The following is a 26467-nucleotide window of genomic DNA, read 5'->3' as shown; positions in this document are numbered from 1 at the left end:
CCATGCCCAAGCAGCAAGCGGCGGCCGTTGCTCGCATTGTTGAGCTAAGTCAGCGTTACGGCGACACGCTCGCACTGGATCGTTTAAGCCTGGATGTTCCTGCCGCTTGCATGGTCGGATTGATTGGCCCTGACGGCGTTGGTAAATCCAGCTTGCTCTCCTTGCTGGCCGGCGCCCGTGTGATTCAGGAAGGCCGTATTGAAGTGCTGGGTGGCGATATGGCTGAAAAAAGCCATCGCGATCAGATTTGCCCGCGTATTGCCTATATGCCACAAGGTTTGGGCAAAAACTTGTACCCCACCCTGTCGGTGGAAGAAAACCTGCAGTTCTTTGGTCGCCTGTTCGGGCATGATGCGGCCGAGCGTCGTCGCCGTATTGATGATTTAACGCGTAGTACTGGTTTGCATCCCTTTCTGACCCGTCCGGCTGGCAAGTTGTCGGGCGGTATGAAGCAAAAGCTGGGTTTGTGCTGCGCCTTGATTCACGACCCGGACTTTCTGTTGCTGGATGAACCCACCACTGGCGTGGACCCCTTGGCCCGCAAGCAGTTCTGGGACTTGATTGAGCGCATTCGTATTGAACGCCCCAGCATGAGCGTGATTGTGGCCACGGCCTATATGGACGAGGCCCAGCGTTTTGACTGGCTGGTCGCCATGGACGATGGCCAGATTCTGGCGACCGGCTCACCCAAGGAATTGCTGGAGCGCACCGAAAGCAAAAGCCTGGAGCAGGCCTTTATTCGCCTGCTACCCGAGGACAAGCGCAAAGGGCATAAAGCGGTAGAAATCCCCCCCCTGGATGTGGATCCTGACGATATTGCGATCGAAGCCGAAGGGCTGACGATTCGTTTTGGTGACTTTACCGCCGTCGATAGTGTGTCTTTCCGCATTCGGCGTGGCGAGATTTTTGGTTTTCTGGGCTCGAATGGTTGCGGCAAGTCCACCACTATGAAGATGCTGACCGGACTCTTGCCTGCCTCTGAAGGCCAGGCCTGGTTGTTCGGTCATGAGGTCAATCCTAAAGATATTGATACCCGCCGTCGCGTGGGCTATATGTCGCAGGCTTTCTCCTTATACAGCGAGCTGACAGTCCGGCAAAACCTGGTGTTGCATGCCCAGCTATTTCACGTGCCGGACGACGAGGTAGAAGGGCGCGTTGCCGAAATGGTGGAGCGTTTTGAATTGGGGCAGATTCTGGATCGCCTGCCCGATGCGATTCCTCTGGGGATGCGTCAGCGCCTGTCCTTGGCCGTGGCCATGGTGCACAAGCCAGAGCTGCTGATTCTGGACGAACCGACCTCGGGCGTGGACCCGGTGGCTCGTGACAACTTCTGGCGCTTGCTGATTGAGCTGTCCCGCCGCGACAAGGTCACGATTTTTATCTCGACCCACTTCATGAACGAGGCAGAGCGCTGCGACCGCATGTCCATGATGCACGCCGGCAAAGTTCTGGACAGTGATACACCGGCCAATCTGGTGAAGAAACGCGGCGCTGCCGATCTGGAAGAAGCCTTTATTGGCTACTTGCTGGAAGCCAGTGGCCCCGAGCCGGAGATGGAGCCCGCTACTGAAAAAACGGTGATTGAAAGCGAGCAAGAGCACACCGAAACACGGTCTCGCTTTAGTCTGCAACGCCTTTTGAGTTACACCTGGCGTGAAACACTGGAGCTTCGCCGCGACCCGGTGCGTGCCACACTGGCGTTGGCCGGATCGTTGATTCTATTGTTTGTGATGGGTTTCGGGATTACGCTGGACGTAGAGGATTTACGCTACGCCGTGCTGGACCGCGATCAAACGTCCATTAGCCAGAACTACACCTTGAACCTGTCCGGTTCACGTTATTTTCTGGAGCAGGCCCCACTGACGGATTACCAGGATCTGGACGACAGGATGAGGCGCGGCAAGATTGCTCTGGCCATTGAAATCCCGTCCGGTTTTGGGCGCGATGTACTGCGAGGTAGCAAGCCGGAAATTGCCGCTTGGGTGGATGGTTCCATGCCAACCCGTGCCGAAACGATTCAAGGCTATGTCAAAGCAATGCACCAGCAATGGCTGGTGACCCAGGCCAAGGAACGTTTGGGGGCAGGAGCTTTGGTGGTACCGGCCACTATCCAGGATCGTTATCGCTACAACCCGGACGTGAAGAGTTTGCCTGCCATGGTACCCGCGGTGATTCCGGTGCTCTTGCTGATGCTGCCCGCCATGCTGACCGCTTTGTCGGTGGTGCGTGAAAAAGAGCTGGGTTCCATCATCAACTTGTACGTCACGCCAGTTACGCGGGTGGAGTTTTTGCTGGGCAAGCAAATCCCCTATATCGGCTTGGCGATGGTCAACTTTTTATGCATGTGCTTATTGGCGATCACGATTTTTGATGTGCCCATTAAAGGCAGTTTCCTGACACTCAGTGTCGCCACCTTGATGTTTTGCGTGATCTCTACCGGTATGGGGCTACTGGCTTCCACGGTGACCCAGAGCCAGATCGCCGCCATGTTCTTTGCCATGATCGGCACCATGTTGCCCGCCACGCAATTGTCCGGTTTGTTGAACCCGGTGTCCTCCATGGAGGGGATCAGCCGTTGGGCGGGCGAGATTTATCCGGCTACGCATATGTTCAATATCAGTCGTGGGGTATTTAACAAGGCGCTGACCTTCTCGGATTTGCATGGTGCGTTATTCGCTTTGCTGTTGGCGATTCCGGTGGTGTTGGGCGCGGCCGTCATGCTGCTGAAAAAGCAGGAGAAGTGAGATGAGAAAACTCAAGAATGTGCTGTTGCTGGGTCGCAAGGAGCTATGGAGTCTGGCGCGTGATCCCATGATGCTGCTGCTTATCGTGTATGTGTTCTCGGTCTCGATCTACACCTCGGCAACCGCCCAGCCAGAAACTTTGAACAATGCGCCTATTGCCATTGTGGATCAGGATCAAAGTCCTTTGTCGGCTCGCATTACGTCGGCCTTTTATCCGCCGGAATTCATTCACCCGCGCATGATTGAGTACGGTGAAATGGACTCAGGCATGGATACGGGGGAGTTCACGTTTGTGCTGAATATTCCTCCTAATTTTCAGCGTGATGTGCTGGCCGGCCGCAACCCCGAAGTGCAATTGAACATTGATGCCACCCGTATGAGTCAAGCCTTTACAGGCAACAACTACATCCAGCAGGTGGTGATGGGCGAGGTCAACGAGTTTGTGCGGCGATATCGCAGCATTGATACCTTGCCGGTGGATTTGGCCTTGCGTGTGCGCTTTAACCCAACACTGGAAAAAGCCTGGTTTGGCAGTATTGCCGAGGTCATCAACTCGGTGGCTATGTTGTCCATCATCCTGACTGGGGCCGCGCTGATTCGGGAGCGTGAGCACGGCACTATCGAACACTTGCTGGTGATGCCCGTCACGCCGGGCGAGATCATGGCATCCAAAGTGACGGCGATGGGCCTGGTTGTGTTGATTGCGACGGCGGCGTCCTTGAATTTTGTGGTGCGCGGTCTGCTGGGAGTGCCCATTGAAGGCTCTATTCCGTTGTTCTTGTGCGGGGCGGTGCTGTGTCTGTTTGCCATGACATCCATGGGTATTTATCTGGCCACCTTGTCGCGCAGTATGCCGCAGTTCGGCTTGCTCCTGATGTTGACTTTGCTACCGATGAACTTGCTCTCGGGGGGGCGTACCCCACGTGAAAGCATGCCGGAAATTGTTCAAAACCTGATGCAACTGGCCCCCACCACACATTTCGTGTCCTTAGGGCAGGCCATTTTGTTCCGCGGTGCGGGTATTGAAACGGTATGGCCACCCTTTTTAGCTTTACTGGTGATTGGGACGGCCTTGTTTGTCCTGTCACTACGGCGTTTTCGTAACACCATCTCTCAGATGGCGTGATGGACCGAGTCCCGTTGTGGGACGTATTTTCCCCTTAAGGAGATTTCGATGAGCATGGAAACACTTCCCCTGGATCTGTACAAGGCCAATGTTGAATTGCAACTGCGTATCACTCGCCTGCTGCAGGAAGGTGGTCATCGCTGGCTGGAGTCTGTACAGAAAAGCAATATGAGAAGCATGGAGCAAACCACAGCTGAAATTGAAGGTTTGCTGCAAACCGGTAATTGGCAGTCCTTGGCCACTTTGCCGGCCGACACCTTCTGGCGTTTGTTCCAGCATGGGGTCAACGATAGCCAGACCATCAATCAGTTGGCAATTCAGAACCAGACCGAGTTCACGACGGGTTTGCAGGCAGCGCTTGAAGCCTGGCAAAAGTCGGTTATTGGCGTTGCAAGCAACACCAGCGCCGCCGTGCCGGTTATGGATATTTTCAAGCAGTGGGGCGCACCGTGGGCAAATGCTGCCGGCGCCTCTGACACTAAAAAGGGAGCATAAGCGGTATGTCTACGGTTAAACGCACGGCGTTGGTGACAGGTGGTATGGGCGGTCTGGGTCAAGAGATCGCCCGCGCTTTGCAGGATGCAGGACATCACGTTTTGGTGACGCATTCGCGTAGCGAGGCGGATGCCCAGGTCTGGCTTAAAGAGCAAGCCGATGCAGGCTATGTGTTTCAGGCCTATCACGTAGATGTTGCCGACTTTGAGTCGTGCCAGCACATGGCGCAGGCCATTGAGAAGGACGGCCTGCAAGTCGATATCCTGATCAATAACGCCGGTATTACGCGTGATGGCACTTTCCGCAAGCTCAGCAAAGACAAGTGGGATGATGTCCTGCGCGTCAATCTGGACTCGGTGTTTAACGTGACCAAGCCCTTTATTGACGGCATGTTGGAGCGTAGCTGGGGCCGAGTAATCAATATCTCGTCCATTAACGGCAGCAAGGGGCAGTTTGGGCAAACCAACTACTCGGCTGCCAAGGCCGGGATGCATGGTTTTACCAAGGCTTTAGCCCAGGAAGTAGCGCGCAAGGGGGTGACGGTAAACACGGTATCTCCCGGTTATCTGGCCACACAGATGGTCATGGCGGTGCCTGAAGAGGTGCGTAACAGCATTATCGCGGGCATCCCGGTGGGCCGTTTGGGCCAGCCCGAGGAAATAGCCGCCCTGGTCACGTTTATTGCCAGCGAAAGCGCTGGGTTTATGACAGGTAGTAATGTCGCCATGAATGGCGGCCAGCATATGTACTAGGCCTGATTCTGATCGGCTGCCACCTGTATCGGCCCGCTTGTCGGGCCTGCGACTAATGAAAGGAATGGATATGCACAAAGATATCGCTATTGTTGCTGCGACTCGTACCCCCATCGGACGCTTTCAAGGGGGGCTGTCCACGGTGCCCGCCCACGACTTGAGCGCACAACTGATTCGCGCCGTGCTCCAGGGCACAGGTGTTGCCGCCGAGCAGATTGATGAGGTTATTTTGGGCCAGATCCTGACAGCAGGAGCCGGGCAGAATCCGGCTCGTCAGGCGGCGGTCAATGCCGGTCTGCCTTATGAAGTTCCTGCCATGTCTTTGAACAAGCTGTGCGGTTCAGGTTTGAAGGCGGTACATCTGGGTGCTCAGGCGATTGCCTTGGGTGATGCGGATCTGGTGCTGGCCGGTGGTCAGGAAAGCATGAGTCTGGCACCGTTTGTGGTGCATAAAGCGCGTACCGGTTTGGGTCTGGGCCACGCCACCATGGACGACACCTTGCTGCGCGATGGTTTGACGGACGCCTTTCATAACTACCATATGGGTATCACCGCAGAAAATCTGGCGGAGCGCTATGGCATCAGCCGTGAACAGCAAGACGCGTTTGCGGTGGAGTCCCAACGCAGGGCGGTGGCGGCAATGGAAGCCGGACGATTCAAGGATGAGATCACTGCTATCGACGTTCCTCAGCGTAAGGGCGATCCCGTTCGCGTTGAAAATGATGAACAGCCGCGTGCGCAAACAAGTTTGGAGTCTTTAGGCAAGCTGCGTCCCGCCTTCAAAAAAGACGGCACGGTAACGGCGGGTAATGCGTCCACCATCAATGACGGCGCAGCCGTGCTCTTGCTGGCCAGTGCCGACAAGGTCAAGGAGTTGGGCCTGCCTGTATTGGCATGGATTCGTGGTTGGGCCAGCACGGGCGTAGACCCCGCCATCATGGGTATTGGTCCTGTGTCGGCCAGCCGCAAGGTCTTGAAGAAAGTGGGTTGGGACATTGACCAGTTGGATCTGATTGAAGCCAACGAAGCCTTTGCAGCGCAGTCGCTGGCTGTGGCTCACGATTTGCAGTGGGACATGAGCAAGGTCAATGTGAATGGTGGTGCGATTGCTTTAGGCCACCCCATTGGTGCATCCGGTGCGCGCGTGCTGGTGACGTTGGTTCATGAGCTGCGTCGCCGTGGTGGGAAAAAAGGCTTGGCAACCTTGTGCATCGGGGGCGGTCAAGGCGTGGCCATTGCCATTGAGGCCGCTTAAGCAATTAGCAGATTGAAGGGAGAAGATGATGACAGATAAGTCTCGTGACGACAGCACGGCTTGGTCCCCATGGACGACGAATCCCTGGAACCTGGGTCAGACCGTCTCCTCGTACTTTGTGGACGCCTGGCAGCGTGCCATTCTGTATGCCGATATCGAGCGTCAGGTTGGGGATCAGTACCAGGCCCAGCGCAAGGTGGAGGTGCCGAATGTGCTCAACTTCCCGGCTGAACTGGTCATGTCGGGTCTGACTCTTCCCCGACCGGTTAACTATCTGATGGTGCGTATTCAGGCACCGGAAGATCAGCCCACCGATCCCAGCAAGCGCCCCTTTCTGGTGGTCGATCCCCGTGCCGGTCATGGCCCGGGGATTGGGGGCTTTAAGTCTGACAGTGAAATTGGTGCTGCGCTACAAGCGGGGCATCCTTGCTACTTTGTGGGCTTTTTACCCGACCCCGTCCCCGGCCAGACGGTGGAGGATGTGATGCGTGCCCACGCGGCTTTTGTCAGCAAAGCGGCCGAACTGCATCCTGAAAGCCAGGGCAAGCCGGTTGTCATTGGCAATTGCCAAGCAGGCTGGCAGGTCATGATGGCAGCGGCGGTATGGCCCGAGTTGTTTGGCCCGCTGATTCTGGCGGGGGCTCCTGTGTCCTATTGGGCTGGGCGAAATCCCATGCGCTATGCCGGTGGTTTGCTGGGCGGTAGCTGGCTAACGGCGATGACGAGCGATCTGGGCAATGGCCGTTTTGATGGCGCCTGGCTGGTCAAGAATTTTGAGAATCTGGACCCCGCTAATACCTTGTGGTCCAAGCAGTACAACGTGTACGCCAAGGCGGACACCGAGGCCGAACGCTATATTGGCTTTGAGAAGTACTGGGGCGGCTATGTGTTTCTGAACGATGTGGAAATGCAGTACATCGTGGATAACTTGTTTATTGGCAACAAGCTGTCTACGGCGCAATTAATGACCTCGGACGGCATCCGTATCGATCTGCGCAATATCCGCTCACCCATCGTGGTGTTCAGCTCCTTTGGTGACAATATCACGCCGCCTGCTCAGGCTTTAGGTTGGATTACTGACCTCTACCTGGACGACGATGACGTGCGCAGTCACGACCAGACCATTGTCTACACCACCCATGATCGGATTGGGCATTTGGGTATTTTTGTGTCGGGCAGTGTGGGTAGCAAAGAACACCGTAAATTCGCCAGCACCATTGATCAGATTGATCTGTTGCCCGCAGGCATTTACCGGGCAACCGTTGAGGAAACGCCCGATGACGATACCTTGTTGAATGACCCCTACTTGATGTCGGTGCGCCAAAGTAATTTGGCTGAAATTGCCGAGATTGTGCAGCCTGATCCCGAATCAGACCGCCGCTTTGCCGCAGCAGCGCGCCTATCGGAAATCAATCTGGCCTTTTACAAGAGCACCGTGCAGCCTTGGGTTAAAGCCTTTTCCACGCCGTATACCGCTGCGCTCTTGGAGGCGGTGAATCCCATGCGGCTGTCTTATGAATCCTGGACCAGTGCCAATCCTTTGGCCGCCACGATTCATGAATGGGCCGAGCGTATTGGCGAACAACGTCAAGCCGTGGAGCAGGACAATCCTCTCCTGGAAGCGCAGGAGAATTTTTCCGATGCGATGGAACGGGTGTTGAACAATTACCGTGACCGCCGCGACAGCATTTACCAGATCTGGTTCGACACGGTTTATGGCTCGCCTTTGATGATGGCCCTGGCAGGCCATGCACCCGGCGAATCCACACCAGCACGTCCACACCCAGGCAGCTCGCCCGAGCATCTGGCTTTTGTACGCCAGCAAATGCATAGGCTGGACGGCTTGCTGAACGAAGGAGGATTGCTGGAAGCTGCACTGCGAGGTTTGTTCCATATCGTCAAGCAGCGTGACAGTGTGGACGAGCGCTATCACCATGCCGCCATGCGCTTGCGCGAGCAGTACGACACCGGCAAGGTGGATATTGAAAAAATGCGTGCGGCTATCCGGGAGCAAGCGCTGGTTCTGGCCCATCACGGTCATAAGGCGATCGAAGCGATTCCGCACTTGTTAAGTGGGCATACCCCTGAAGAAATACGTTTGGTGGCGTCTTTGATCAAGAAGCTGATTACGGCAGTTGATGAGCAGGACGCGCCACCGGAGGCGGTCGTCAAGGCCTCTGAAGAAGTGCTGGGCTTGTTTGAGGCTGCGGCCAAACAGCAAGAGCAGGCTGGCCAGTCGGCTAATGCGGATACTAAGCCGGTAGTTAATACGGCCACCAAGACGGCAGCCAAATCAAAGACGGCTCCATCGGCAGGCAAAACGCAGCCAGCCGCTAAAGCCGCTGCAAAACCGGCCGTGGCAGAGCCAGTGAAACCGGTTGTGAAGTCGGCAGCAAAGCCCTTGGCCCAAACCGCAGCGGACGTTCCCGCTAAAGTCCGTGAGACAACGGCTAAGCCTGTAGAAAAAGCAGAAGCCAAGACCGCTGCGCCAAACAAGGTTCCTGCGGCTCCTGCTAAAGCAGCGGCTGAAAAAGCGGCTCCCGCTTCTGGTGTTTCATCTGTTAGCGCCAAATCGCCAGCTAAAACATCGGCATCCCAGTCTGCCACGGCGAACACCGCAGCAGGCCCCAAGCAGGGCGCCGCAAAGGGCTCGGGGGCCGTCAGCAAGTCAGCCAGCACCGGCGGTGCGGCAGCTAGGAATCGTCAGCGCAAATCCTGAGATTGAGCGCGAGTGAATTTTTGAAGGAGTTTCGACCATGAAGTATTCATTTTCCGGCCAATCTGTTTTGGTGACAGGGGCCGCTTCTGGAATTGGTGCAGCGACGGCCCGCCTGCTGGCTGCTAACGGATTGTCTGTGGTGGTTTCCGATGTGCAGGCGGATGCCGTCCACGCGGTAGTGGCTGAAATCACGCAAGCGGGTGGTCAGGCCGTTGCCAATGTAGCGGACGTAACTCAGCACGAACAGCTTGAAGCCGCGGTTCAATGCGCCATCGAGCATTTTGGTGCTTTGCACTTTGCCGTCAACAACGCTGGCGCCGGTGGCGACTCAGGTCCTGCAGGTGAAATGGATCTGGACGCTTGGCGCCGTGTCATCGACATTAATCTGAATGGTGTAGCTTACGGTATGCGCTATGAAATCCCTGCCATTCAGGCTGCGGGTGGCGGCGCTATCGTCAATATGTCGTCCATTATGGGCGTCGTCTCGAACCCCACCTTACCCGGCTACAACGCCGCCAAACATGGCGTGGTTGGTTTGAGCCGTTCTGCCGCACTGGAGTATTCCTCCAAAGGTATCCGCATCAATACTATTCATCCCGGCTATGTAGATACGCCGATCTTGTCTGGCTTTGATGATGAAGCGCGTGCTGCTCTGGTGGCTCAGCATCCAATTGGTCGTTTGGGCCATGCCGACGAGATCGCACACGTGATTGCTTTCCTGCTGTCTGATGGCGCGAGCTTCATGACTGGCGCTTGCCTACTAGCCGATGGGGGCTATACGGCTCGTTAAGCCTTGGTCTGTCTTTTGCCAGACTCGTCTGTTTATGATTGCTGTTCCTGAGGAGGGAGTTGCGGCGATTTGAGAAAGACCAGCGACGAGCCCAAGAGCAGCAGGCAGATCAGGCCGGACAAAATATTGGTGCCGCTCCAGCCCATGAGACTGAGGAGGAAGGCCGGAGCGAAAGCACCCAGTGTGGCAAGAACGGACACGGCCAGATCATTCAAACCCTGCACTTCCAGAAAGCAAGATTTGCCTTCCAGTTTACTGGTCAACAAGGCGCTGCCGCCTATATAGGTGAAGTTCCAGCCTAGGCCCAGAATCAATAAAGAGATGCTCAAGGCGGTGTAGCCCTGGGCGACGATATTAATGCCGCAGCTTAGCAAGAGCAGCAGAATGCCGCTGATGGCAACGGCTTTCAGGCCAAACTTCTGGATCAGTATGCCGGTGAAAAATGAGGGTGCGAACATGGCCAGCACGTGCCATTGAATGGCAGTGCTGATGTCGGAAAAGTGAACATGGAGGTGAGACAGGTGCATGGACGCCTGGATCATCAGCAGATTCATGATGCCATAGCCAATTGCAGCAATACCGATCACGATCACCAACGTTTTGTCGTGTAGCACTAGTTTCAAGACTTGTCCGCGGCTGGACCGTTTAACGCTTGGGCTACCGGACGGTTTCACATCCTTGATGAACAGATTCAGTATCAGCGTGACGATAGCCAGCACCGTGAAGGCTGCATAGCAGGCAGCAAAATCCTGTGCAAAGCTGCTGGTTTTCAGGTTGCGAATCAGCAAGGGGCCGAGCAAGGCTGCAATTACGCCTCCTGCAACGACCAGAGAAATGGCACGTGGCTTTAACGTAGCGCTCAAGCCGTCGCTTGCCGCAAAACGGTTGAAGTTGGCAAAGGCGATATACATCCCTAACAAGGCATGTGAGGCCACCAGCAAGGAGAACTGCTTCATCTCGATTGCACCGTAGCCGACCACGCCGGAGGCAGCCAGGGGCAGGGTGGCCAGCAGAAAAGACTTTTTCCGGCCTATGGCTGCCATGACTCTGGAGGCGGGCAAGGTGAAGAGCATCACAAACAAGAACTGAAAACCGTAGGGCACGGTCGACTGCCAGGGCTCTGGGGCCAGGCTGCTGCCTACTATTGCCGCCATGGTGACGGACATGACGGCCGTTGTCAGGTTGATGGATTGGGCCAGAAAATAGAGGTAAGTTCTGAAGGGAAGTCGAATGGCTGTCATGGCGCGAGAGTTGGAGAGGTGTGGGAGGGCTCATCTTGGAAGTTTGTGATTTTGTCTCTATAAAAAGCTGCCGTCTCGAACAGTGGCGGTACTATTCTGAAAACTGTTAGTAAATTTCTTCTAACAGTCAGAGAGGGTCGCGGGCATGGATTTTTATGAGCATCTGAAGGCAGGCATTCTCAAAGGCGATTGGGTAGTGGGGCAGCAATTGCCCTCGGTGCGCAAGATGATGAGCCAAGAGGGGTTAAGCCACCACACGGTCGTCAGCGTGTACACCCGTCTGGTGGGTGAAGGGATGTTGGAAGCTCATCAAGGACGTGGCTATTTTGTGGCTCGCTGGAGCGCTTTAAAGGAGCAGCTCCCTATCTTGTCTTCGGAAGCGCCTTTGGACCCCTTGCTCAAATTGCTGCAGGCCAAGCCGGAGCAATGTAAGTTGGGCTGCGGTTGGCTGCCTTTGCCTTGGCGCGATACTGATGCTTTAGCCAAAGCAATACGCAAGACAGCGCGTTCGGGGCGTAGTGGGCTGGTGGAATATGGAGATATTCAAGGCTACCTGCCCTTGCGTAAGCAGCTGTCCATCTTGTTGCGTCAAACTACGTCGATCGAGGTTTCTCCGCAGCAGATTTTGACGACGTTGGGCGCTACCGAGGCGCTGGATTTGATTTCCCGGACCTGGATTAGCCAGGGCGACGCTGTGCTTGTGGATGAGCCTTGCAGCAGCAATCTGATCCAGCTGATTCGTTTATGTGGCGGCGTGCCGATTGGGGTGCCGCGCTTGGCGGACGGGCCGGATGTAGCAGCCCTGGATCAGATTTTGCAGACGCATAAAATACGGGCCTTTTTCTGCAATAGCACCTTTCATAATCCGACAGGCGGGGGCTTAAGCGCCAAGGTCGCATTTGCTGTGCTCAAGCGCGCGGTGGAGCATGATTTTCTGATTGTTGAGGATGATGTTTACGGAGATTTCTTTCCTGGCGTGCGGCAGACTTTTGCTGCTTTGGATGACTTTGGGCATGTTGTTTATATAGGCAGTTTCTCCAAGTCCTTGTCTGCTTCTTTGCGGATCGGGTATTTGGTTTGCGGGCCGCAGTTGCTGGAGCCTTTGCTGCGCTTGAAACTGCTTACCAGTGTGGCTGTACCGGGGTTCTGTGAGCGCTTTGTGAATACGATTTTGGCCGATGGAACCTATGCCAAGCATACGCAGGCAATTCAGCGTCAGTTGATGGCGCATCAGCACATTGCTCAGAAGGTATTGGCGCAGTATGGCTGGGTGTTTGATGTGCAGGCACAGGGGGGAATGTTTTTATGGGTGGGGCATCCTGATTTGCCGGATCTGTCAGCCTATATCGCGCGGCTGGAGCAACAGGGGGTGCTGTTAATGCCTGGGGATGCGTTTGCCGTTGATGCAGATTTCAGGTGTAGGACGCGCTTGAATGTGGCGCATTTGACTGAAAGAGTGTTTGCTTGTCTGGACCTACAAAGATGAATGCTTTTGAATGGTAAGGACGAGGTCAAGGGACTGATCTTCTGAACATGTGGTGACCCTCTCGCCGTATGAGACATAGGCATATGGGTCAAGATGCTTAGATCTAGACCGTTGGCTTGTGATTTAACGTAGTGAACCGGCCCCACCTGCCTATGCAATACAGGAGAGGCCGGGTAGTGCTTAAGGTTTCAGAACGGGTTGGTGTCCTGCCAGTGGTTTCATGTTTTCCACGGCGTAAGCCACGTTCAGGATGCGGGCTTCCTCAAAGGCGGGGCCGATGATTTGCAGGCCTACGGGCATGCCGTCGGAGATACCGGCGGGCACCGTGACGGCCGGCAGACCGGTCAGGTTGCTTGGGCCGGTAAAGCGGATGCCTTCGTCGATGAAGTCCAGGGTTTTGCCGTTGATGTTGACAGTATCGGTGCCGATGTTTGGAACCTGGCAAGGCAGGGTGGGGGCGATGATGACGTCTACGTCTTTGAAGGTAGCGGTGAATTGCTGCTTCAGGGCACGGCGAACTTGCTGGGCTTGCAGGTAGTCGATACCGCTGAACAGTTCGCCCAGTTCAAACAGGAAGCGGATGTCGCCACCAAAGTCGTCGGGGCGTTTGATCAGGTCCTGGTGGTGGATGGTCGCGGCTTCGGTCAGGCTGACCGCCAGTTCGGCCCATTCGGAGTGGCGCAGTGCGGGCACTTTCAGGGGAACGATGGTGGCGCCTTGTTTTTCCAGGTCGGTCAGGCGGTCGCGGATGACTTTTTCAATACCTGAGTCCACGTTTTTGAAGAAGTAGTCTTCGATGATGCCGATGCGCAGTCCTTTGACGTTGCCGTTCAGAGCGCTCAGGTAGGAGCCGACGGGCACGTTGGCGCAGGTGGGGTCGCGGGGGTCAAAACCAGCAATCACTTCCAGCATGGCGGCAGCATCTGCCACGGTCTTGGACATGGGGCCGACGTGGTCCAGCGTCCAGGCCAGGGGGTAGACGCCGAATTTGCTGACGCGGCCGTGGGTGGGTTTCAGGCCGACGATACCGCAAGCGGCCGATGGGATACGGATGGAACCGGCGGTATCAGTACCCAGGGTGTTGTAGGAGCTGTGGGAGGCCACGGCGGCACCTGATCCACCGCTGGAGCCACCGGGCACACGGTCGGCATTCCAGGGGTTGTGGACGGCACCAAAGTGCGGGTTGTTATTGTCGATGCCCCAGGCGTATTCGTGCATGTTCAGCTTGCCGGTGAAGATCACCCCGGCATCGCGCAGCTTGGTGGCCACGGTAGCATCGTCTTTGGAGACAAAGTCTTTGTGAATCTTGGAGGCCATGGTGGTGACCTCGTTCGCAAAGTAAATATTGTCTTTCAGTGCCAGGGGCACGCCGTGAAAGACGCCTTTGTACTTCCCGCCCATGATGTCTTGCTCGGCTTGTTTGGCGCTCTTTCGGGCCCCTTCGGCCGTAATCGAAATATAGGCGTTGGTCTGTTTGTTGGACTGCTCGATGTAGCTCAACAGGTTGTCGGTGACTTCGACCGGGGAGACGGCTTTGCTGCGCAATTTTTCTGCCAGATCAATGACGCTCAGTTCAAGCAATTCTTTATTCATGGTGGTCGCCTCCGGCCAGGTGTTTGATTGCTACGTCTGCATCGTCAAGGGCGATGCCATCCAGATTGCCTTTCATGGCCTGGATCGCGCGCCATTTGGCCTCCAGTTTCTCCAGATGCTGGGGGCTGGGATGTATCCCTTTTGCGGCCAAGGCGTCTTTCACACTTACCGTCATTTGTCTTCTCCTTGTGGTGGTCAAAACAGGCATGCACAAACGACGCGCACAAAAAAAGCCCCACCCCTTTGTGAAAGGGAATGAGGCTTTATTGCCTGCATGTCGCTGGCAACTTTGGCAGCGCATGCATCTGTTTTGGCAGACGAGGATGTCTGCTTATTTAATCTACAAAATCTGTTCCGGGAAAAATACTAGGGTTTTCCAGCGGCTGTCGGTTCGAGCCAGGCGGCTTTTCCTATCCCTAAGCGGGTGTAGCGCACTTTCTCCCAGGGTACTATGCTGCAGTCTGGGGGCAACGCTGAGAATCTGCTTTTCGCATGCCCGTGATAGTGCACACCTGAGGGAAAGGAATAAAAAAGCGGAGCCTGTTGGCTCCGCTTTTTATTGTTGTTCAGGTTTCTGTTGCCAGCGTAAATAGGCGTTGCGGGTCTGGGCAGATACGGACTCCAGCACTTTCTGATGCGTGACTTTGTGGCGTGCCAGCAAACGAGCATCGGCCACTGTGCGGGATTTGCAGAACCAGTGGCAGCTGTGCTGAAACAGATACAGCTCGGCGGACAAATGATAAGCCCGGCTTTTAAGGTCCAACTGCTCGGGATTGTCCACCACATGACGTAGCCCGACGGCATGAATCTGCAAGAGCTGGCGAAAGTCGCGTGTCATGGCAGGTAGAAAACGCTCGGCATAGGGCACGCAAATAGGCAGCATGCCGACACGAGTTTGCTCCGCAGGTTCTTTTTGCAGCAGATCCGCCAGCGACTGGATTTGGGTGGCTACGGCGTGTTCAGTCTGGGAAAACATTTCCAGCACTTGCAATTGACGCGCCGAGTCCTGCTCTCCAATGGCGCGGGTATAGCCGTTGGTCAGCGTTTCCATATGGCGCTCCAGCTGGAAGCTGCTCAAGTGGCGGCCTAAAAGGATAATGCGCCCGCGCTGATACCGTGCCCGCACAAGGTGCAGAGCAATGGCGGCGATCAGAAGAAGTATGACTGTATCCATCTTTTTTTGTCCGTTCGGAGCCTGGCATCTTGTTGTTTAGTTAGCCGCAGGGAAAAGCAAAGCTTGCCCTGTAGAAAAAACACTGCCAAGGAGGGGCGACCATTGTATCCAGTCAGCACATCAGAACGGCCATGCGGTGGACCGTTCTGATGGCTGCCTATGTACCGGTTGCTGTGGCTTTATTTGTCTTCCACAAAGCGCATCCGAAAGAGACGGCCTTTGATATTGGTGCTGGCAATACGGTCAAAGTATTGGCGGGCAATCCGGCGATCCAGTGCCACGTAGGAGCGGGCGTCAGTAATGGCAATCTTGCCGACCTGATCGCCTTTCAGGCCTACATCGCGGGTCAGGGCACCGAGCAGATCGCCCGGGCGCAGCTTGTCCTTTTTACCGCCCTGAATCTCTAGCGTCATCATGGGGGCTAGCAGCGGTTCTTTGGATTGGGCACGCAATGTTTTCAAGTTACCCCACTTCAGGGCGCTGCCTTGGTACTGCTCGATCGCGGTGGCCGAGTGCATTTCATTGCGTGAAACCAGATTCAAGGCCAAGCCTTTTTGATCACCACGACCACTGCGGCCGACACGGTGAATATGGACTTCCGTATCTTTGGTGACGTCCGCGTTAATGACGGCTTCCAGGTTCTGAATATCCAGGCCACGAGAGGCGACATCGGTAGCCACCAGCACAGCACAGCTTTGGTTGGAAAACTGCACCAGTGTTTCATCGCGATCGCGCTGTTCCAGGTCGCCGGTCAGGGCCAGGGCTTTGATGCCTTCGGACTGCAGTTCTTCCACCACTTCCTGACAACGTATTTTTGTGTTGCAGAACACCAAGGTAGAGGCGGGGCGGAAATGCTCCAGCAGCGTAACCACCGCGGACACGCGCTGCTCGGGATGCACTTCGTAAAAGATCTGCTCGATCTGGCTGGAGTCGTGCTGAGCTTCTACTTTGACTTCAGCAGGCCGGTTCAAAAAGCGAGCGCTGAGCTTGCGGATGTTCTCAGGGTAAGTGGCTGAGAACAATAAGGTTTGGCGGCGCTGAGGGCAGTGCGACGCAATCGCCACGATGTCGTCATGGAAACCCATATCCACCATGCGATCGGCTTCGTCCAGCACCAGTGTTTTCAGTGCGGCTAAGTCCAGATTGCCACGCTCCAGATGGTCCTGGATACGCCCAGGAGTACCAACCACGACATGGGCACCGTTGCGCAGGGCTTCAGTTTGGGGGCGCGAGGGCACGCCACCACACAGGGTCAGCATGCGCACATTGGGGATTTGGCGAGCCAGGCGGCGCAGCTCAGTGGTGACTTGGTCAGCCAGTTCGCGAGTGGGGCAAATCACCAGGGCCTGGGGGACGAGCTTGCCGGGGTTCAGCGTTTGCAATAGCCCCAGACCAAAGGCAGCGGTCTTGCCGCTGCCGGTCTTGGCTTGAGCAATCAGATCGCGGCCTTCCAGAATCAGTGGCAGGCTTTGCTCCTGAATGGCCGTCATCTTTTCAAAGCCCAGGCTATCCAGGGTTTCGAGCAAGGCAGGAAGCAGGGGGAGGGTACTGAAAGAGGTAGAGGGCACGATGGGGGAGCTCACAAAAACTGCCTGAAATAGAAAGAATGGCTATTGTAGCTGGGCGCTGGACTGGGCAGGGGCAGTGCTGTGGTTTTTAGCGCTGTAGGGGCTTGCTACTCGGCGTCTGGAGCCGCGTTGGGGGTGGCTGGGATTGCGGGGCAAGCCACACGCAGCAGCTTACGAAAACGCTCGCACTCCATGTGCGAGGGGGCCTGGCATTGGGCAACATGACGCAGCATATGGCTCAGGGTCTTCATACGACGAACCTGGCGATCAATTTCATCGGCGCGTTGTTGCAAAGTGGGGCGTGGGAGATCGGAAGGTGTGTCTTTATTGAAAATTCTGCCTATTTCTTCCAGCGAGAACCCTGCCGCTTTGCCTAAGGAGATCACCGCTAGTTGTACCAGGGTGTCCTCGCTATATTGGCGCCGCAGGCCGTTGCGGGCTGGGGACTGGATCAAGCCAATTTCCTCGTAATAGCGCAGCGTGGAAGTGCTGACTCCACTGGTTTTGGATAAGACCGCAATATCAATGAGTTTCATGCTTGACCTCAAGTTGACTTTAAGTTGCATAGTAGGTGAACACCCCTCTGACAACAAGAAGTTAGACATGAAAAAACAAATGATATGGACGGGCAGCACGGGTTTGCTGCTTGCTTTGGCTGGTTCTATTTTGCTGGCCTCTTTAGGGACCAGCATTGTCACGGTGGCCTTGCCCGCCCTGAGCCGGGTATTTTCAGCGGGTGTCCAGCAGGTGCAGTGGGTCGTGCTGGCGTATTTGCTGGCGGTGACAGTCACGATTGTTCTAGCGGGTCGTCTGGGCGACTTATATGGGCAGAGGCGTGTCTTGTTGACGGGTTTGGCGCTGTTCACCTTGGCCTCGGCACTGTGCGCCGGGGCTCCAGGCCTGGGGTGGCTGGTTGTCGCCCGCGCACTGCAGGGGTTGGCAGCGGCCATTCTGATGTCATTGCCCTTGTCCATGGCTAAAGGTTTGGTGCCTAAAGCGCGGCTGGGAACGGTCATGGGCTTGATGGGAGCCATGTCTGCCATAGGTACAGCTTTGGGGCCTTCCTTGGGAGGGGTGGTAATCGGTGCTCTGGGTTGGCGTGCCGCCTTTGTCTTGCTGGGCCTGGCTGGGTTGGGGTTATGGGTATTGGCCTTACGCGGTATTCCCAAGGTAAAAGCAGCAGGCGACTCTGCTCAAGGCATGGATTGGGCAGGCAGTGTCTGGCTATCCATCACTTTGCTGTGCTTCTCTTTACTAGCCACTGGCGGCAAGGTGGGGCTGGCCATCCAGCCCTGGATGTGGCTGATTCCTGGTGTCGTGTCGCTGTGGCTGTTTATCCGAACCGAGCGGCAGGCGGCTCGCCCTTTGGTGCCTGTCGCTTTGCTGGGGGAACGCGCGTTGGTGAGCTCGCTCAGCATGAATCTGCTGGTGGGGGCCATTATGATGTCTACCCTGGTGGTCGGGCCATTTTTTCTATTTTTTGGGCTGGGTTTGAAAGAGGCTGAAACCGGCATGGTGATGGCGATGGGGCCATTGGCGGCTGCCTTGTCCGGGGTTCCTGCAGGGCGTATTACGGATCGTTTTGGAGTGCATCGAACCCTGATGTTGGGTTTGCTGCAGTCGGGTATGGGGCTGTGCTGCTTTGCCATTTTCCCCCACTTTATGGGGGTGGCAGGCTACGTCATCGCGCTGGTTTTGATCACACCCGGTTTCCAGCTATTTATGGCCGCCAATAACACGGCAGTCATGGCTCGGGCTGCCGAAGAGCATAAGGGGCTGCTGTCGGGTTTGCTGGGCCTGTCGCGCAATTTGGGTTTTATGGCCGGGGCTTCTTTACTCCCGCTGGTCTTTGCCTCTTTATTGGGTGATCAGGTGGTGGCGGACAGCTCTGCACAGGCGATTAGTCGTGCCTTTTCCATTACCTTCCTGATTGCCGCAGGACTCTGCGTATTGGCGATTGTGCTGGCTTGGTGGGGCAGGTCATCGCAGCGCGCCTCGGCGTCTTGTTAACAGGCAAAAGACATCAAGTGATGCTGTTGCTCAGGTCTAACGGCATGGCCGGGCAGCCTTGGCTGCCCCATTATCTGAAAGCGCCGTTTTCCGGCGCCCTGCATCAGGCTTTACGCGATGCGCCTAGGCGTTCTGACAAACGGTTGGCCAGCTTGCGCATGGCTTCACCGGCACGACGCTGTGCAGCTTCATCGGCTTCCTGAGTCAATAAGCTGACGGCCACACCCGCTACCGCTGCCCGGTTATTGGAATCAAATACCGCTGCTCCAAAACAGTGCATGCCATCACGCACGCCACAGGCGTCTACGGAATAACCCAGTCGCTGTACGTCGCTCAATTCCACCATCAAATCATCTTTGTTGCGTGGGCCATGTGCCGTTAGCGGCTCGGGCCAGGAATGGTTCAAAGCCTGTTCCAGATCCTGCCCTTGCAAGGTGCTCAGCATGGCCTTGCCAGTAGCGGTATAGACCGCGGGCAAACGCATCCCGGCACGGAAGGTGAAACCCAAAGGCCGGGTTCCGTTGCGGCAGGCGATATAGACCACATTTTCACCATCCAGAATGGACAGAGTAATGGTCTCCTCGGGCAGGACGCGCATATCGTCCCAGGCCGCAAAAAACTCTTGCGTCAGATCCAGTTGAGACAGGAAGGCATTTGCCCAGCCCATCACGTGTGTTCCCAAGGTGAAACTGCCATTTTCCAACTTACGGATCAGGTGCAGGTCCAGCAAGGTGGTGCAAAGACCATACAAGGAACTTTTGGGCATACCCAGGCGTTTGACCAGGTCCGTAAATGACAGGGGCTCCGGCGAGGCCGCCAATTCGTCCAGCACGGTGACTGCACGTACTACAGCCGGAACCAGTTTCTTCTCTTCCACTACGACTAACTCCATAACAACACACAGGAAGTCCAATAAGCCCGGATGGACAGGGCTGAACTCGGGAACAGGGGTGAGATTTGCTAGCGCTACATTGTGCCCTCAAATACCCCAAAACAAAAAATACGGTGACTGACGGTATGCGGGTAAACCCGTAAGCCGATTCGTTGACGCCACGATTTTTCGGCTCCTATAATTCTATCAAGTTCACTATAAGAGAAACAGGTTCAGCATAATGAACAATATCGCGACATCATTGATTAGCAAACTGAAGGATCCCAGCCTGGCTAAAGATCAGTCCTGGACCGCTCAGGGTTGGGTCTCGGCAGGCGACGGCAACACTTTCGCCGTTCTTAATCCCGCTACGGGCGAGTGCCTGGCCAATGTCGCCAGCCTGGCCACAGCAGAAATCGAATCGGTCGTCAGCGATGCTGAAGTGGCCCAGCGCGAGTGGAAGGCACGCAGTGGGCACGAACGTGCCAAGCTGTTGCGCGCCTGGTTCGATGCCATGGTTGCCAATGCGGATGACCTGGCCACCATCATGACCATGGAACAGGGCAAACCCTGGGCCGAGGCTCGTGGCGAAGTGCTGTACGCTGCCTCCTTTGTGGAGTGGTTCAGCGAAGAAGCCAAACGTGTGTATGGCGACGTGATGGGTCACCCTCAGTCGGACAAACGCATTGTGGTGGTCAAGCAGCCTGTAGGTGTGTGCGCGGCCATTACTCCCTGGAACTTCCCCGCCGCCATGATTACCCGCAAGGTGGCTCCTGCTTTGGCAGCCGGTTGCAGCATTATTGTTCGCCCAGCCGACCTGACTCCCCTGACCGCCGTGGCGTTGGCCGTACTGGCCGAGCGCGTGGGTATTCCTGCCGGTGTATTCCAGTTGGTTACAGGCCAGTCCCGCGTAGTCGGTGCTGTTCTGACGGCCAGCCCCATCGTGCGCAAGCTGTCCTTCACCGGTTCCACCGAAGTAGGCCGTTTGTTGATGGCGCAATGCGCCCCCACCATCAAGCGCCTGTCGCTGGAACTGGGTGGCAATGCCCCGTTCATCGTGTTTGATGATGCTGACCTGGACGCCGCTATTGAAGGCGCCATGGCTTCCAAGTACCGCAACAGCGGCCAGACTTGTGTGTGTGCCAACCGCTTCCTGGTGCAAGACGGTATTTATGATCGCTTTGCCAAGGCCTTGAGCGAACGTGTTGCGACCCTGAAAGTGGGTAACGGCATGGAAGAGGGCGTGGAACAAGGTCCGCTGATCGAACAAAAAGCCGTCAACCGCCTGCGTGAGTTGATTGATGATGCCGTCGAGCACGGTGCCAACGTTTTGCAAGGTGGCACACCTCACGCCTTGGGCGGCACTTACTTCTCGCCCACCGTTCTGGGTGACGCAACGCCCGCCATGCGTGTGGCTCGTGAAGAATTGTTTGGCCCTGTGGCGCCTTTGTTCCGCTTCAAAGACGAAGCTGAAGCGATCGCGATGGCCAATGACACCGAATATGGTCTTGCCGCCTACCTGTTCACCCGCGACAACGCACGTGCCTGGCGCATGGGCGAAGCGCTGGAATACGGCATGGTCGGCGTCAATACCGGTTTGATTTCCAACGAAGTGGCTCCTTTTGGGGGTGTCAAGCAATCCGGTCTGGGTCGCGAAGGCTCCCGCTACGGGATCGACGAGTACCTGGAAATCAAATACATGTGCCAGCAGCTGTAAGTTGATACATACCCGCGCCTAGCGCAGCGAAGGGGCCGCTCTCTCTGTAGAGGGCCCCATCAGCAGAAACCCACAATAAGTTAAATAAGGAGACGCTATGTCTATCCTGTCTGCAACCCCACGTAAATTGACTTTGGCCCTGACACTGGCCACTGCTGGCATCATGGCCAGCACGACAGCCACCGCGGATGATGTCAAACCCATCAAGATTGGTGTGGTCACTTTCTTGTCCGGCGCTGCCTCCGGTCCTTTTGGCGTACCAGCCAAAAACGCCGCCGAGCTGACCGCTGCTCAACTGAACGAAGGCAAACTTCCCGCCCCTTACAACACCAAGGGTCTAGGTGGCGCACCGATTGAACTGGTCTTTATCGACGAGAACGGTGGTACCGCCAAGCAGGTGAGTGAATACCGCAACCTGGTTCAGCAACAGAACGTGGACATCGTGGTTGGCTACATCTCCTCGGGCGATTGTCTGGCCGTGGCCCCTGTTGCTGAAGAGCTGAAAAAACTGACGCTGATTTTCGATTGCGGTACTCCTCGCCTGTTTGAAGATGCCAGCTACCAATACGTGTTCCGTCCCGTGGCCCACGCCACGATGGATAACGTGGCGGCGGCCCGCTTTGTGCTGGAGCGCAACCCTGAACTGAAGAGCTACGCCGGTATTAACCAGAACTACGCCTGGGGCCAAGACGCCTGGCATGACTTTGAAGGCACCTTGCAAGCCCTCAAACCTGGTGTAGAAGCCAAGACTTCGCAAATGCCCAAGCTGGGTGCGGGTCAGTACAACGCTGAGATTTCGTCCTTGATGGCCTCCCGTCCTGAAGTGATCCACTCCAGTTTCTGGGGGGGTGATCTGGAAGGCTTTGTCGTTCAGGCTCTGCCACGCGGTTTGTTCCGCAACACCTTGACCGTGTTGACGGCTGGCGAAACGGCGACTCACCGTGCCAATAACCAGATCCCAACCGGGACGCTGATTGGTGCCCGTGGCCCCCACGCTGCCTTTGCGCCAGACAATGAATTGAACCGTTGGTTGCGTGCCAGCTACCGCGAGCAGTTCAATGCTGACCCTAGCTACCCGTCCTACAAAATGACGCAAACGCTGCTGGGTCTGAAAGCCGCTTACGAAAAAGCCCAGGCTGCCAACGAAGGCAAAGCGCCGTCCACCGAGCAGATTGTTACGGCCTTTGAACACCTGACCTTTGAAAGTCCATCGGGCGATGTGAGCATGTCCTTGGGTAAAGGTCACCAGGCTGTGCAAGGCACCACGTTTGGGGTGGTGAAAAATGACAATGGCGTCATCAGCTTTACCGACCTGCGTCACTTCAAACCTGAAGAAGTAACTCCACCCGAAGGCGTGAAGTCTATCGATTGGATCAAAGGCGGTTTGAAGTACTGATCTGCGCATGCGTCCTGATTAGGACGCTGCGCTGGAAAGCCGGGCATGTCAGTACGTTTTACGTGCCCGTTTCTACCGCCGGGCTGCTTCTACGGTAAACACCTCTCTTAGTTGGGAGGCCAGCCGAAGATGCAGCCCGGGGGTATGTTTTACCGCCGGACCGTTCCTTAGGTTTAACGCTTCCTTCTTGAGGAAGCCAAGCAAAGGCGCGGTGCGGAGGCATTTTTATTCCATTTCCACAGAAACCGACTATGTCTCTTCTTTCTGCTGCCCTAATAGATGGCATCATGTACGCCGCCTGGCTGTTTCTGGTCGCGGTCGGACTCACGCTGATCTATGGTGTGATGAAGATCCTGAACATGGCCCACGGCAGCCTCTATACCATTGGCGCCTATACCGCCGTCACCATGGTGACGCAGTGGCTCTCTACCGATCAAAGCCCTTACGGCAGCTATCTGATGCTGATCCTGGCCGCGGTGATTGCCGGTCTGGTGCTGGGTCTTGTCATTGAATATGGCTTGCTGCGCTTCTTCTACCAGGAAGAACCTGTTGTCTCTTTGCTGATTACCTATGCGGTCTTCCTGATTCTGGAAGATACCGTCAAGCTGGTCTGGGGCGTTGATCCTTACGTGATCGCCGAGCCTTACGGCCTATTGGGTAACGTTGAATTCGGTGACTTGTTCTACCCCACCTACAGCTTTGTGATTGTTGTGGCTGCCATTCTGGCGGGCCTGTTCCTGACCTTGTTCCTGAAGTATTCGCGTCAGGGCCGTATTTTGCTTGCTGTGATTCACGACCGCGAAGTCAGTCAGGCCATGGGTATTAACGTGCAACGTTACTTCTTACTGACTTTTATTGCCGGTGCCACGCTGGCCGCTTTGGGTGGTGCGTTGACGGCTCCGACTATCTCTGTTGCTCCCGGCATGGGTGTCGAGGTCATTGTGATGGCCTTCGCCGTGGTCGTGATCGGTGGCCTGGGTTCTTTGCCCGGTGCCGCGCTTGGCGCGGTAATTGTGGGTCTGGTGCGCTCCTTTGCTGTGCATTACTGGCCTGAAATCGAACTTTTCTCCATCTACGCGGTAATGGCACTGGTGTTGGCCGTCCGTCCTAAAGGATTGTTTGCTGCTGCCGAGGCCCGAAAGATATGAACAAGACCAACATTACGCTTAAGCAGGGCATGATTGCCCTGGTTGTTACGGTGGCCGCCCTGATTGTGGGTTTTGGCTTGCCAACCTGGCAGTTTCTGATCACTGTTGCACTGGCCAAGGGCTTGGTTGCCCTGGGTGTGGTGCTCTTGCTGCGTTCGGGTTTGGCCTCCTTTGGGCAAGGCCTGTACTACTGCATCGGCGCCTATGGTGTCGGTATGGCCATGAACTATCTGGACTGGCGCGAAACTCTGGTCCTGCTGCCGTTCGCTGCGGCCTGCGCGGCTTTGCTGGCCTGGGTGCTGGGTTTCTTGCTGGCTCGCTACCGCGACATTTTCTTTGCCATGCTGAGCCTGGCCTTGTCCATGATCATGTACGGCCTGCTGGTACGTAACCCCAGCCTGGGCGGCAGTGACGGTTTTAACGTGCACGCTCCCTCGTTTATGTGGGGTGCGTTTGCAGAAACCCTGTCGCGTCCCGGTGTGTTTGTGCTGACCGTGGTGCTGGTGGGCGTTGTGCTGTGGGCCATGCAAGGCTTCTTGCGCAGCCGCGCTGGTCGTCTGGGCCCAGCGATCAAAGACAATGAAATCCGTGTTGAATACCTGGGTGCCTCGGCTTACCGCAATATTCACCTGAGCTACGTGCTGGCTGCCGCTTTGGCCGGTCTGGGCGGTGCCCTGTCCTCGCTGAGCATTGGTCACGTTGATCCTGAACTGGCATTCTGGACTACATCTGGCGAGTTCATCTTTATTGCTGTGCTGGGCGGTACTCGCAATGCGTACGCTCCTTTCCTGGGTGCCTTGAGCCTGGAATTGATCCGCACCTTGGCTTACCAATACGCGCCTAACACTTGGCAGATCGTGATGGGTGTCAGCATGTTGGCCCTGATTGTGTTCTTACCCGGTGGCTTGATCAGTATCTTGAACCGTCGCAACACAGCGGCGACCACCACCGATTCTTCTTCACCGACAGGGGCCCGCTAATGAGTCAGTCACCCTTGATTTCTGCTAAAGGTTTGTGCAAGCAGTTTGGCGCTGTCCACGCTGCGCGCGATATGACCGTTGATATCCATGCGCAAACCATTACGGGCCTGATCGGTACCAATGGCGCAGGTAAAACCACCTTTGTGAACATGTTGACCGGCTATATGAAGCCGGACTCCGGCAATATCTTTTTTGCCGGCCGTGAGATCACAGGTTTGCCGCCCCGGGAAGTGACCCGTTTGGGCATCGCTCGTTCCTTCCAGATTCCCCAGTTGTTCACGTCCTTGAACGCCTTGGAAAACGTGGAAATTGCCCTAGGCGTGGCCCGTCAGCCGCTGTCGCAAGCCGGTGAAATTCTGGAACGCTTTGGCCTTAGCGCTTTTGCACAATCCCTGGCAGGTACCTTGCCAGAAGGCATTCGCAAGTTGCTGGATATCGCTTTGGCGATGGTGGCCCAGCCTAAAGTGCTCTTGCTGGACGAGCCCACTAGCGGCGTGGCCAGCGACGAAAAATTTGAAGTCATGGACCGCGTCATGAAGGTGGTACGTGATGCAGGCGTAACCGTTCTGTTCGTCGAGCACGATATGGAAATTGTGCGCCGCTACAGCGATCGCGTGCTGGCGTTTTACGACGGCACCATTTTGGCCAATGGCACTCCTGATGACGTGCTGGCCCATGAGCAGGTCCGTGAATACATCATCGGCGAGCCGGTGGGACGCAATAAACAAGAGGCCGACAATGTTGCTTGATGTCAAAAATCTGGATGTACGTATTGGCCCCACCAGTATTCTGCGTCAGGTGAACCTGCAAGTGCGCCAAGGCCAGATCGTGGGTCTGGCTGGTCGTAACGGTGCGGGTAAAACCACGCTGATGCGTACCGTGATGGGTTTGCTGGCAGTGGACAATGGCTCGATCATGTTTGATGGCCAGGAACTGGCCAAGATGCCTGCCTACCGTCGCACCAGTCTGGGTATGGGCTTTGCTCCCGAGGATCGCAGACTGATCCCCGAGCTGAGCGTGGAGGAGAACATCCGTCTGCCCGCCTGGGCCTTGAACTCCAAGGATATTGAAGAGCGCCTGGATCGTGTCTGGCGCATCATTCCTGAATTGAAAGTCTTCGGTCCACGCCGTGCTTTGCAATTGTCGGGTGGTCAACAAAAGCTGGTCGCGATTGGCCGTGCCTTGATGACTGCCGACAAGCTGCTGTTGCTGGACGAGCCGTTTGAAGGTGTCGCCCCAGCGCTGTCCAAGCGTATTGCAGAAGTCGTGGGTGAGCTCAGCAAAGAAGGCTTTAGTGCTTTGTTGTCCGGTGCTGACTTGCAGCACGCGGGCAATGTGATCGATTACACCTACCGGATGGACCGCGGCCGTATCGAAGTACCGCAGCCCGCCATACCATAAG

The 26467-nt window shown here is 56.0% G+C and carries 22 protein-coding genes; 15 read left to right on the top strand and 7 right to left on the bottom strand.

What is annotated here, in order from left to right:
• The first annotated feature begins 2 nt into the window (after window positions 1-2).
• The 7 genes from rbbA (at window position 3) to IE156_RS04515 (ending at window position 9881) form a co-directional block, all read left to right on the top strand.
• Window positions 3-2744, top strand: a complete 2742-nt coding sequence (gene rbbA, locus IE156_RS04545) for a ribosome-associated ATPase/putative transporter RbbA (RefSeq protein WP_189391249.1) — start codon at window positions 3-5, stop codon at window positions 2742-2744.
• A 1-nt stretch (window position 2745) separates the two neighbouring features.
• Entirely contained in the window at window positions 2746-3870 is a 1125-nt protein-coding gene (locus tag IE156_RS04540) for an ABC transporter permease (protein WP_189391248.1), read from the top strand.
• 54 nt (window positions 3871-3924) lie between these two features.
• On the top strand, window positions 3925-4365 hold the full coding sequence (locus IE156_RS04535) for a phasin family protein (RefSeq protein ID WP_229840981.1): 441 nt from the start codon (window positions 3925-3927) through the stop codon (window positions 4363-4365).
• 5 nt (window positions 4366-4370) lie between these two features.
• A complete protein-coding gene (gene phbB / locus IE156_RS04530) occupies window positions 4371-5117 on the top strand; it encodes an acetoacetyl-CoA reductase (protein WP_189391246.1) in 747 nt (248 codons plus the stop codon).
• Window positions 5118-5187: 70 nt separating this feature from the next.
• Window positions 5188-6372 carry an acetyl-CoA C-acetyltransferase gene (locus IE156_RS04525; protein WP_189391245.1) on the top strand — a complete coding sequence of 395 codons (1185 nt, stop codon included), beginning with the start codon at window positions 5188-5190 and terminating at the stop codon, window positions 6370-6372.
• Between the two features lie 25 nt (window positions 6373-6397).
• Window positions 6398-9091: a DUF3141 domain-containing protein gene (locus IE156_RS04520; RefSeq protein ID WP_189391244.1), complete on the top strand. Its 2694-nt coding sequence runs from the start codon at window positions 6398-6400 to the stop codon at window positions 9089-9091.
• 37 nt (window positions 9092-9128) lie between these two features.
• Window positions 9129-9881, top strand: a complete 753-nt coding sequence (locus IE156_RS04515) for an SDR family NAD(P)-dependent oxidoreductase (protein WP_189391243.1) — start codon at window positions 9129-9131, stop codon at window positions 9879-9881.
• 32 nt (window positions 9882-9913) lie between these two features.
• Here IE156_RS04515 and IE156_RS04510 read toward each other — a convergent pair whose 3' ends face one another.
• Window positions 9914-11122: an MFS transporter gene (locus tag IE156_RS04510; RefSeq protein ID WP_189391242.1), complete on the bottom strand. Its 1209-nt coding sequence runs from the start codon at window positions 11120-11122 to the stop codon at window positions 9914-9916.
• A gap of 145 nt (window positions 11123-11267) precedes the next feature.
• Here IE156_RS04510 and IE156_RS04505 point away from each other — a divergent pair, with 145 nt between their 5' ends.
• On the top strand, window positions 11268-12608 hold the full coding sequence (locus IE156_RS04505; RefSeq protein WP_189391241.1) for an aminotransferase-like domain-containing protein: 1341 nt from the start codon (window positions 11268-11270) through the stop codon (window positions 12606-12608).
• A 180-nt stretch (window positions 12609-12788) separates the two neighbouring features.
• On the opposite strand, the gene IE156_RS04500 is transcribed toward IE156_RS04505, so the two are convergent.
• The 5 genes from IE156_RS04500 to IE156_RS04480 form a co-directional block, all read right to left on the bottom strand.
• Entirely contained in the window at window positions 12789-14201 is a 1413-nt protein-coding gene (locus tag IE156_RS04500) for an amidase (protein ID WP_189391240.1), read from the bottom strand.
• Window positions 14194-14376: a hypothetical protein gene (locus IE156_RS04495; protein ID WP_189391239.1), complete on the bottom strand. Its 183-nt coding sequence runs from the start codon at window positions 14374-14376 to the stop codon at window positions 14194-14196. Before IE156_RS04495 ends, IE156_RS04500 begins: the two co-directional genes overlap by 8 nt.
• Window positions 14377-14757: 381 nt before the next feature.
• A complete protein-coding gene (locus IE156_RS04490; protein WP_189391238.1) occupies window positions 14758-15375 on the bottom strand; it encodes a hypothetical protein in 618 nt (205 codons plus the stop codon).
• 179 nt (window positions 15376-15554) lie between these two features.
• Window positions 15555-16943, bottom strand: a complete 1389-nt coding sequence (gene dbpA, locus IE156_RS04485; RefSeq protein WP_189391444.1) for an ATP-dependent RNA helicase DbpA — start codon at window positions 16941-16943, stop codon at window positions 15555-15557.
• Between the two features lie 107 nt (window positions 16944-17050).
• Complete coding sequence (locus IE156_RS04480) at window positions 17051-17479, bottom strand: helix-turn-helix domain-containing protein (protein WP_189391237.1); 429 nt, start codon at window positions 17477-17479, stop codon at window positions 17051-17053.
• Between the two features lie 67 nt (window positions 17480-17546).
• Here IE156_RS04480 and IE156_RS04475 point away from each other — a divergent pair, with 67 nt between their 5' ends.
• Window positions 17547-18953: an MFS transporter gene (locus IE156_RS04475; RefSeq protein ID WP_229840979.1), complete on the top strand. Its 1407-nt coding sequence runs from the start codon at window positions 17547-17549 to the stop codon at window positions 18951-18953.
• A gap of 103 nt (window positions 18954-19056) precedes the next feature.
• Here IE156_RS04475 and IE156_RS04470 read toward each other — a convergent pair whose 3' ends face one another.
• On the bottom strand, window positions 19057-19830 hold the full coding sequence (locus tag IE156_RS04470; protein ID WP_189391236.1) for an IclR family transcriptional regulator: 774 nt from the start codon (window positions 19828-19830) through the stop codon (window positions 19057-19059).
• A gap of 235 nt (window positions 19831-20065) precedes the next feature.
• Between IE156_RS04470 and IE156_RS04465 the strand changes: the two genes are divergently transcribed.
• The 6 genes from IE156_RS04465 (at window position 20066) to IE156_RS04440 (ending at window position 26466) form a co-directional block, all read left to right on the top strand.
• Window positions 20066-21541 carry an NAD-dependent succinate-semialdehyde dehydrogenase gene (locus IE156_RS04465; RefSeq protein WP_189391235.1) on the top strand — a complete coding sequence of 492 codons (1476 nt, stop codon included), beginning with the start codon at window positions 20066-20068 and terminating at the stop codon, window positions 21539-21541.
• Between the two features lie 97 nt (window positions 21542-21638).
• Window positions 21639-22937 (top strand): ABC transporter substrate-binding protein, encoded by a 1299-nt coding sequence (locus IE156_RS04460; RefSeq protein ID WP_189391234.1) that lies wholly within the window; start codon window positions 21639-21641, stop codon window positions 22935-22937.
• Window positions 22938-23188: 251 nt separating this feature from the next.
• On the top strand, window positions 23189-24085 hold the full coding sequence (locus IE156_RS04455) for a branched-chain amino acid ABC transporter permease (RefSeq protein WP_035272061.1): 897 nt from the start codon (window positions 23189-23191) through the stop codon (window positions 24083-24085).
• Window positions 24082-25065, top strand: a complete 984-nt coding sequence (locus IE156_RS04450; protein ID WP_189391233.1) for a branched-chain amino acid ABC transporter permease — start codon at window positions 24082-24084, stop codon at window positions 25063-25065. The genes IE156_RS04455 and IE156_RS04450 overlap by 4 nt, the downstream gene beginning before the upstream one ends.
• Window positions 25065-25814 carry an ABC transporter ATP-binding protein gene (locus IE156_RS04445; RefSeq protein ID WP_189391232.1) on the top strand — a complete coding sequence of 250 codons (750 nt, stop codon included), beginning with the start codon at window positions 25065-25067 and terminating at the stop codon, window positions 25812-25814. Before IE156_RS04450 ends, IE156_RS04445 begins: the two co-directional genes overlap by 1 nt.
• Entirely contained in the window at window positions 25804-26466 is a 663-nt protein-coding gene (locus IE156_RS04440; RefSeq protein ID WP_189391231.1) for an ABC transporter ATP-binding protein, read from the top strand. The genes IE156_RS04445 and IE156_RS04440 overlap by 11 nt, the downstream gene beginning before the upstream one ends.
• The last annotated feature ends 1 nt before the right edge of the window (window position 26467 follow it).

Origin of the sequence: Alcaligenes pakistanensis, assembly GCF_014652815.1 — a bacterium.
Classification (GTDB): domain Bacteria; phylum Pseudomonadota; class Gammaproteobacteria; order Burkholderiales; family Burkholderiaceae_B; genus Alcaligenes; species Alcaligenes pakistanensis.
The sequence above is the reverse complement of the archived record's forward strand: the minus strand, read 5'-3'. Positions and strand labels throughout refer to the sequence as shown.

Excerpts from the sequence above, each read along its gene's own strand:
- rbbA (WP_189391249.1), top strand. The coding sequence starts at position 3 with ATGCCCAAGCAGCAAGCGGCGGCCGTTGCTCGCATTGTTGAGCTAAGT.
- IE156_RS04540 (WP_189391248.1), top strand. The coding sequence starts at position 2,746 with ATGAGAAAACTCAAGAATGTGCTGTTGCTGGGTCGCAAGGAGCTATGG.
- IE156_RS04535 (WP_229840981.1), top strand. The coding sequence starts at position 3,925 with ATGGAAACACTTCCCCTGGATCTGTACAAGGCCAATGTTGAATTGCAA.
- phbB (WP_189391246.1), top strand. The coding sequence starts at position 4,371 with ATGTCTACGGTTAAACGCACGGCGTTGGTGACAGGTGGTATGGGCGGT.
- IE156_RS04525 (WP_189391245.1), top strand. The coding sequence starts at position 5,188 with ATGCACAAAGATATCGCTATTGTTGCTGCGACTCGTACCCCCATCGGA.
- IE156_RS04520 (WP_189391244.1), top strand. The coding sequence starts at position 6,398 with ATGATGACAGATAAGTCTCGTGACGACAGCACGGCTTGGTCCCCATGG.
- IE156_RS04515 (WP_189391243.1), top strand. The coding sequence starts at position 9,129 with ATGAAGTATTCATTTTCCGGCCAATCTGTTTTGGTGACAGGGGCCGCT.
- IE156_RS04510 (WP_189391242.1), bottom strand. The coding sequence starts at position 11,122 with ATGACAGCCATTCGACTTCCCTTCAGAACTTACCTCTATTTTCTGGCC.
- IE156_RS04505 (WP_189391241.1), top strand. The coding sequence starts at position 11,268 with ATGGATTTTTATGAGCATCTGAAGGCAGGCATTCTCAAAGGCGATTGG.
- IE156_RS04500 (WP_189391240.1), bottom strand. The coding sequence starts at position 14,201 with ATGAATAAAGAATTGCTTGAACTGAGCGTCATTGATCTGGCAGAAAAA.
- IE156_RS04495 (WP_189391239.1), bottom strand. The coding sequence starts at position 14,376 with ATGACGGTAAGTGTGAAAGACGCCTTGGCCGCAAAAGGGATACATCCC.
- IE156_RS04490 (WP_189391238.1), bottom strand. The coding sequence starts at position 15,375 with ATGGATACAGTCATACTTCTTCTGATCGCCGCCATTGCTCTGCACCTT.
- IE156_RS04480 (WP_189391237.1), bottom strand. The coding sequence starts at position 17,479 with ATGAAACTCATTGATATTGCGGTCTTATCCAAAACCAGTGGAGTCAGC.
- IE156_RS04475 (WP_229840979.1), top strand. The coding sequence starts at position 17,547 with ATGAAAAAACAAATGATATGGACGGGCAGCACGGGTTTGCTGCTTGCT.
- IE156_RS04465 (WP_189391235.1), top strand. The coding sequence starts at position 20,066 with ATGAACAATATCGCGACATCATTGATTAGCAAACTGAAGGATCCCAGC.
- IE156_RS04460 (WP_189391234.1), top strand. The coding sequence starts at position 21,639 with ATGTCTATCCTGTCTGCAACCCCACGTAAATTGACTTTGGCCCTGACA.
- IE156_RS04455 (WP_035272061.1), top strand. The coding sequence starts at position 23,189 with ATGTCTCTTCTTTCTGCTGCCCTAATAGATGGCATCATGTACGCCGCC.
- IE156_RS04450 (WP_189391233.1), top strand. The coding sequence starts at position 24,082 with ATGAACAAGACCAACATTACGCTTAAGCAGGGCATGATTGCCCTGGTT.
- IE156_RS04445 (WP_189391232.1), top strand. The coding sequence starts at position 25,065 with ATGAGTCAGTCACCCTTGATTTCTGCTAAAGGTTTGTGCAAGCAGTTT.
- IE156_RS04440 (WP_189391231.1), top strand. The coding sequence starts at position 25,804 with ATGTTGCTTGATGTCAAAAATCTGGATGTACGTATTGGCCCCACCAGT.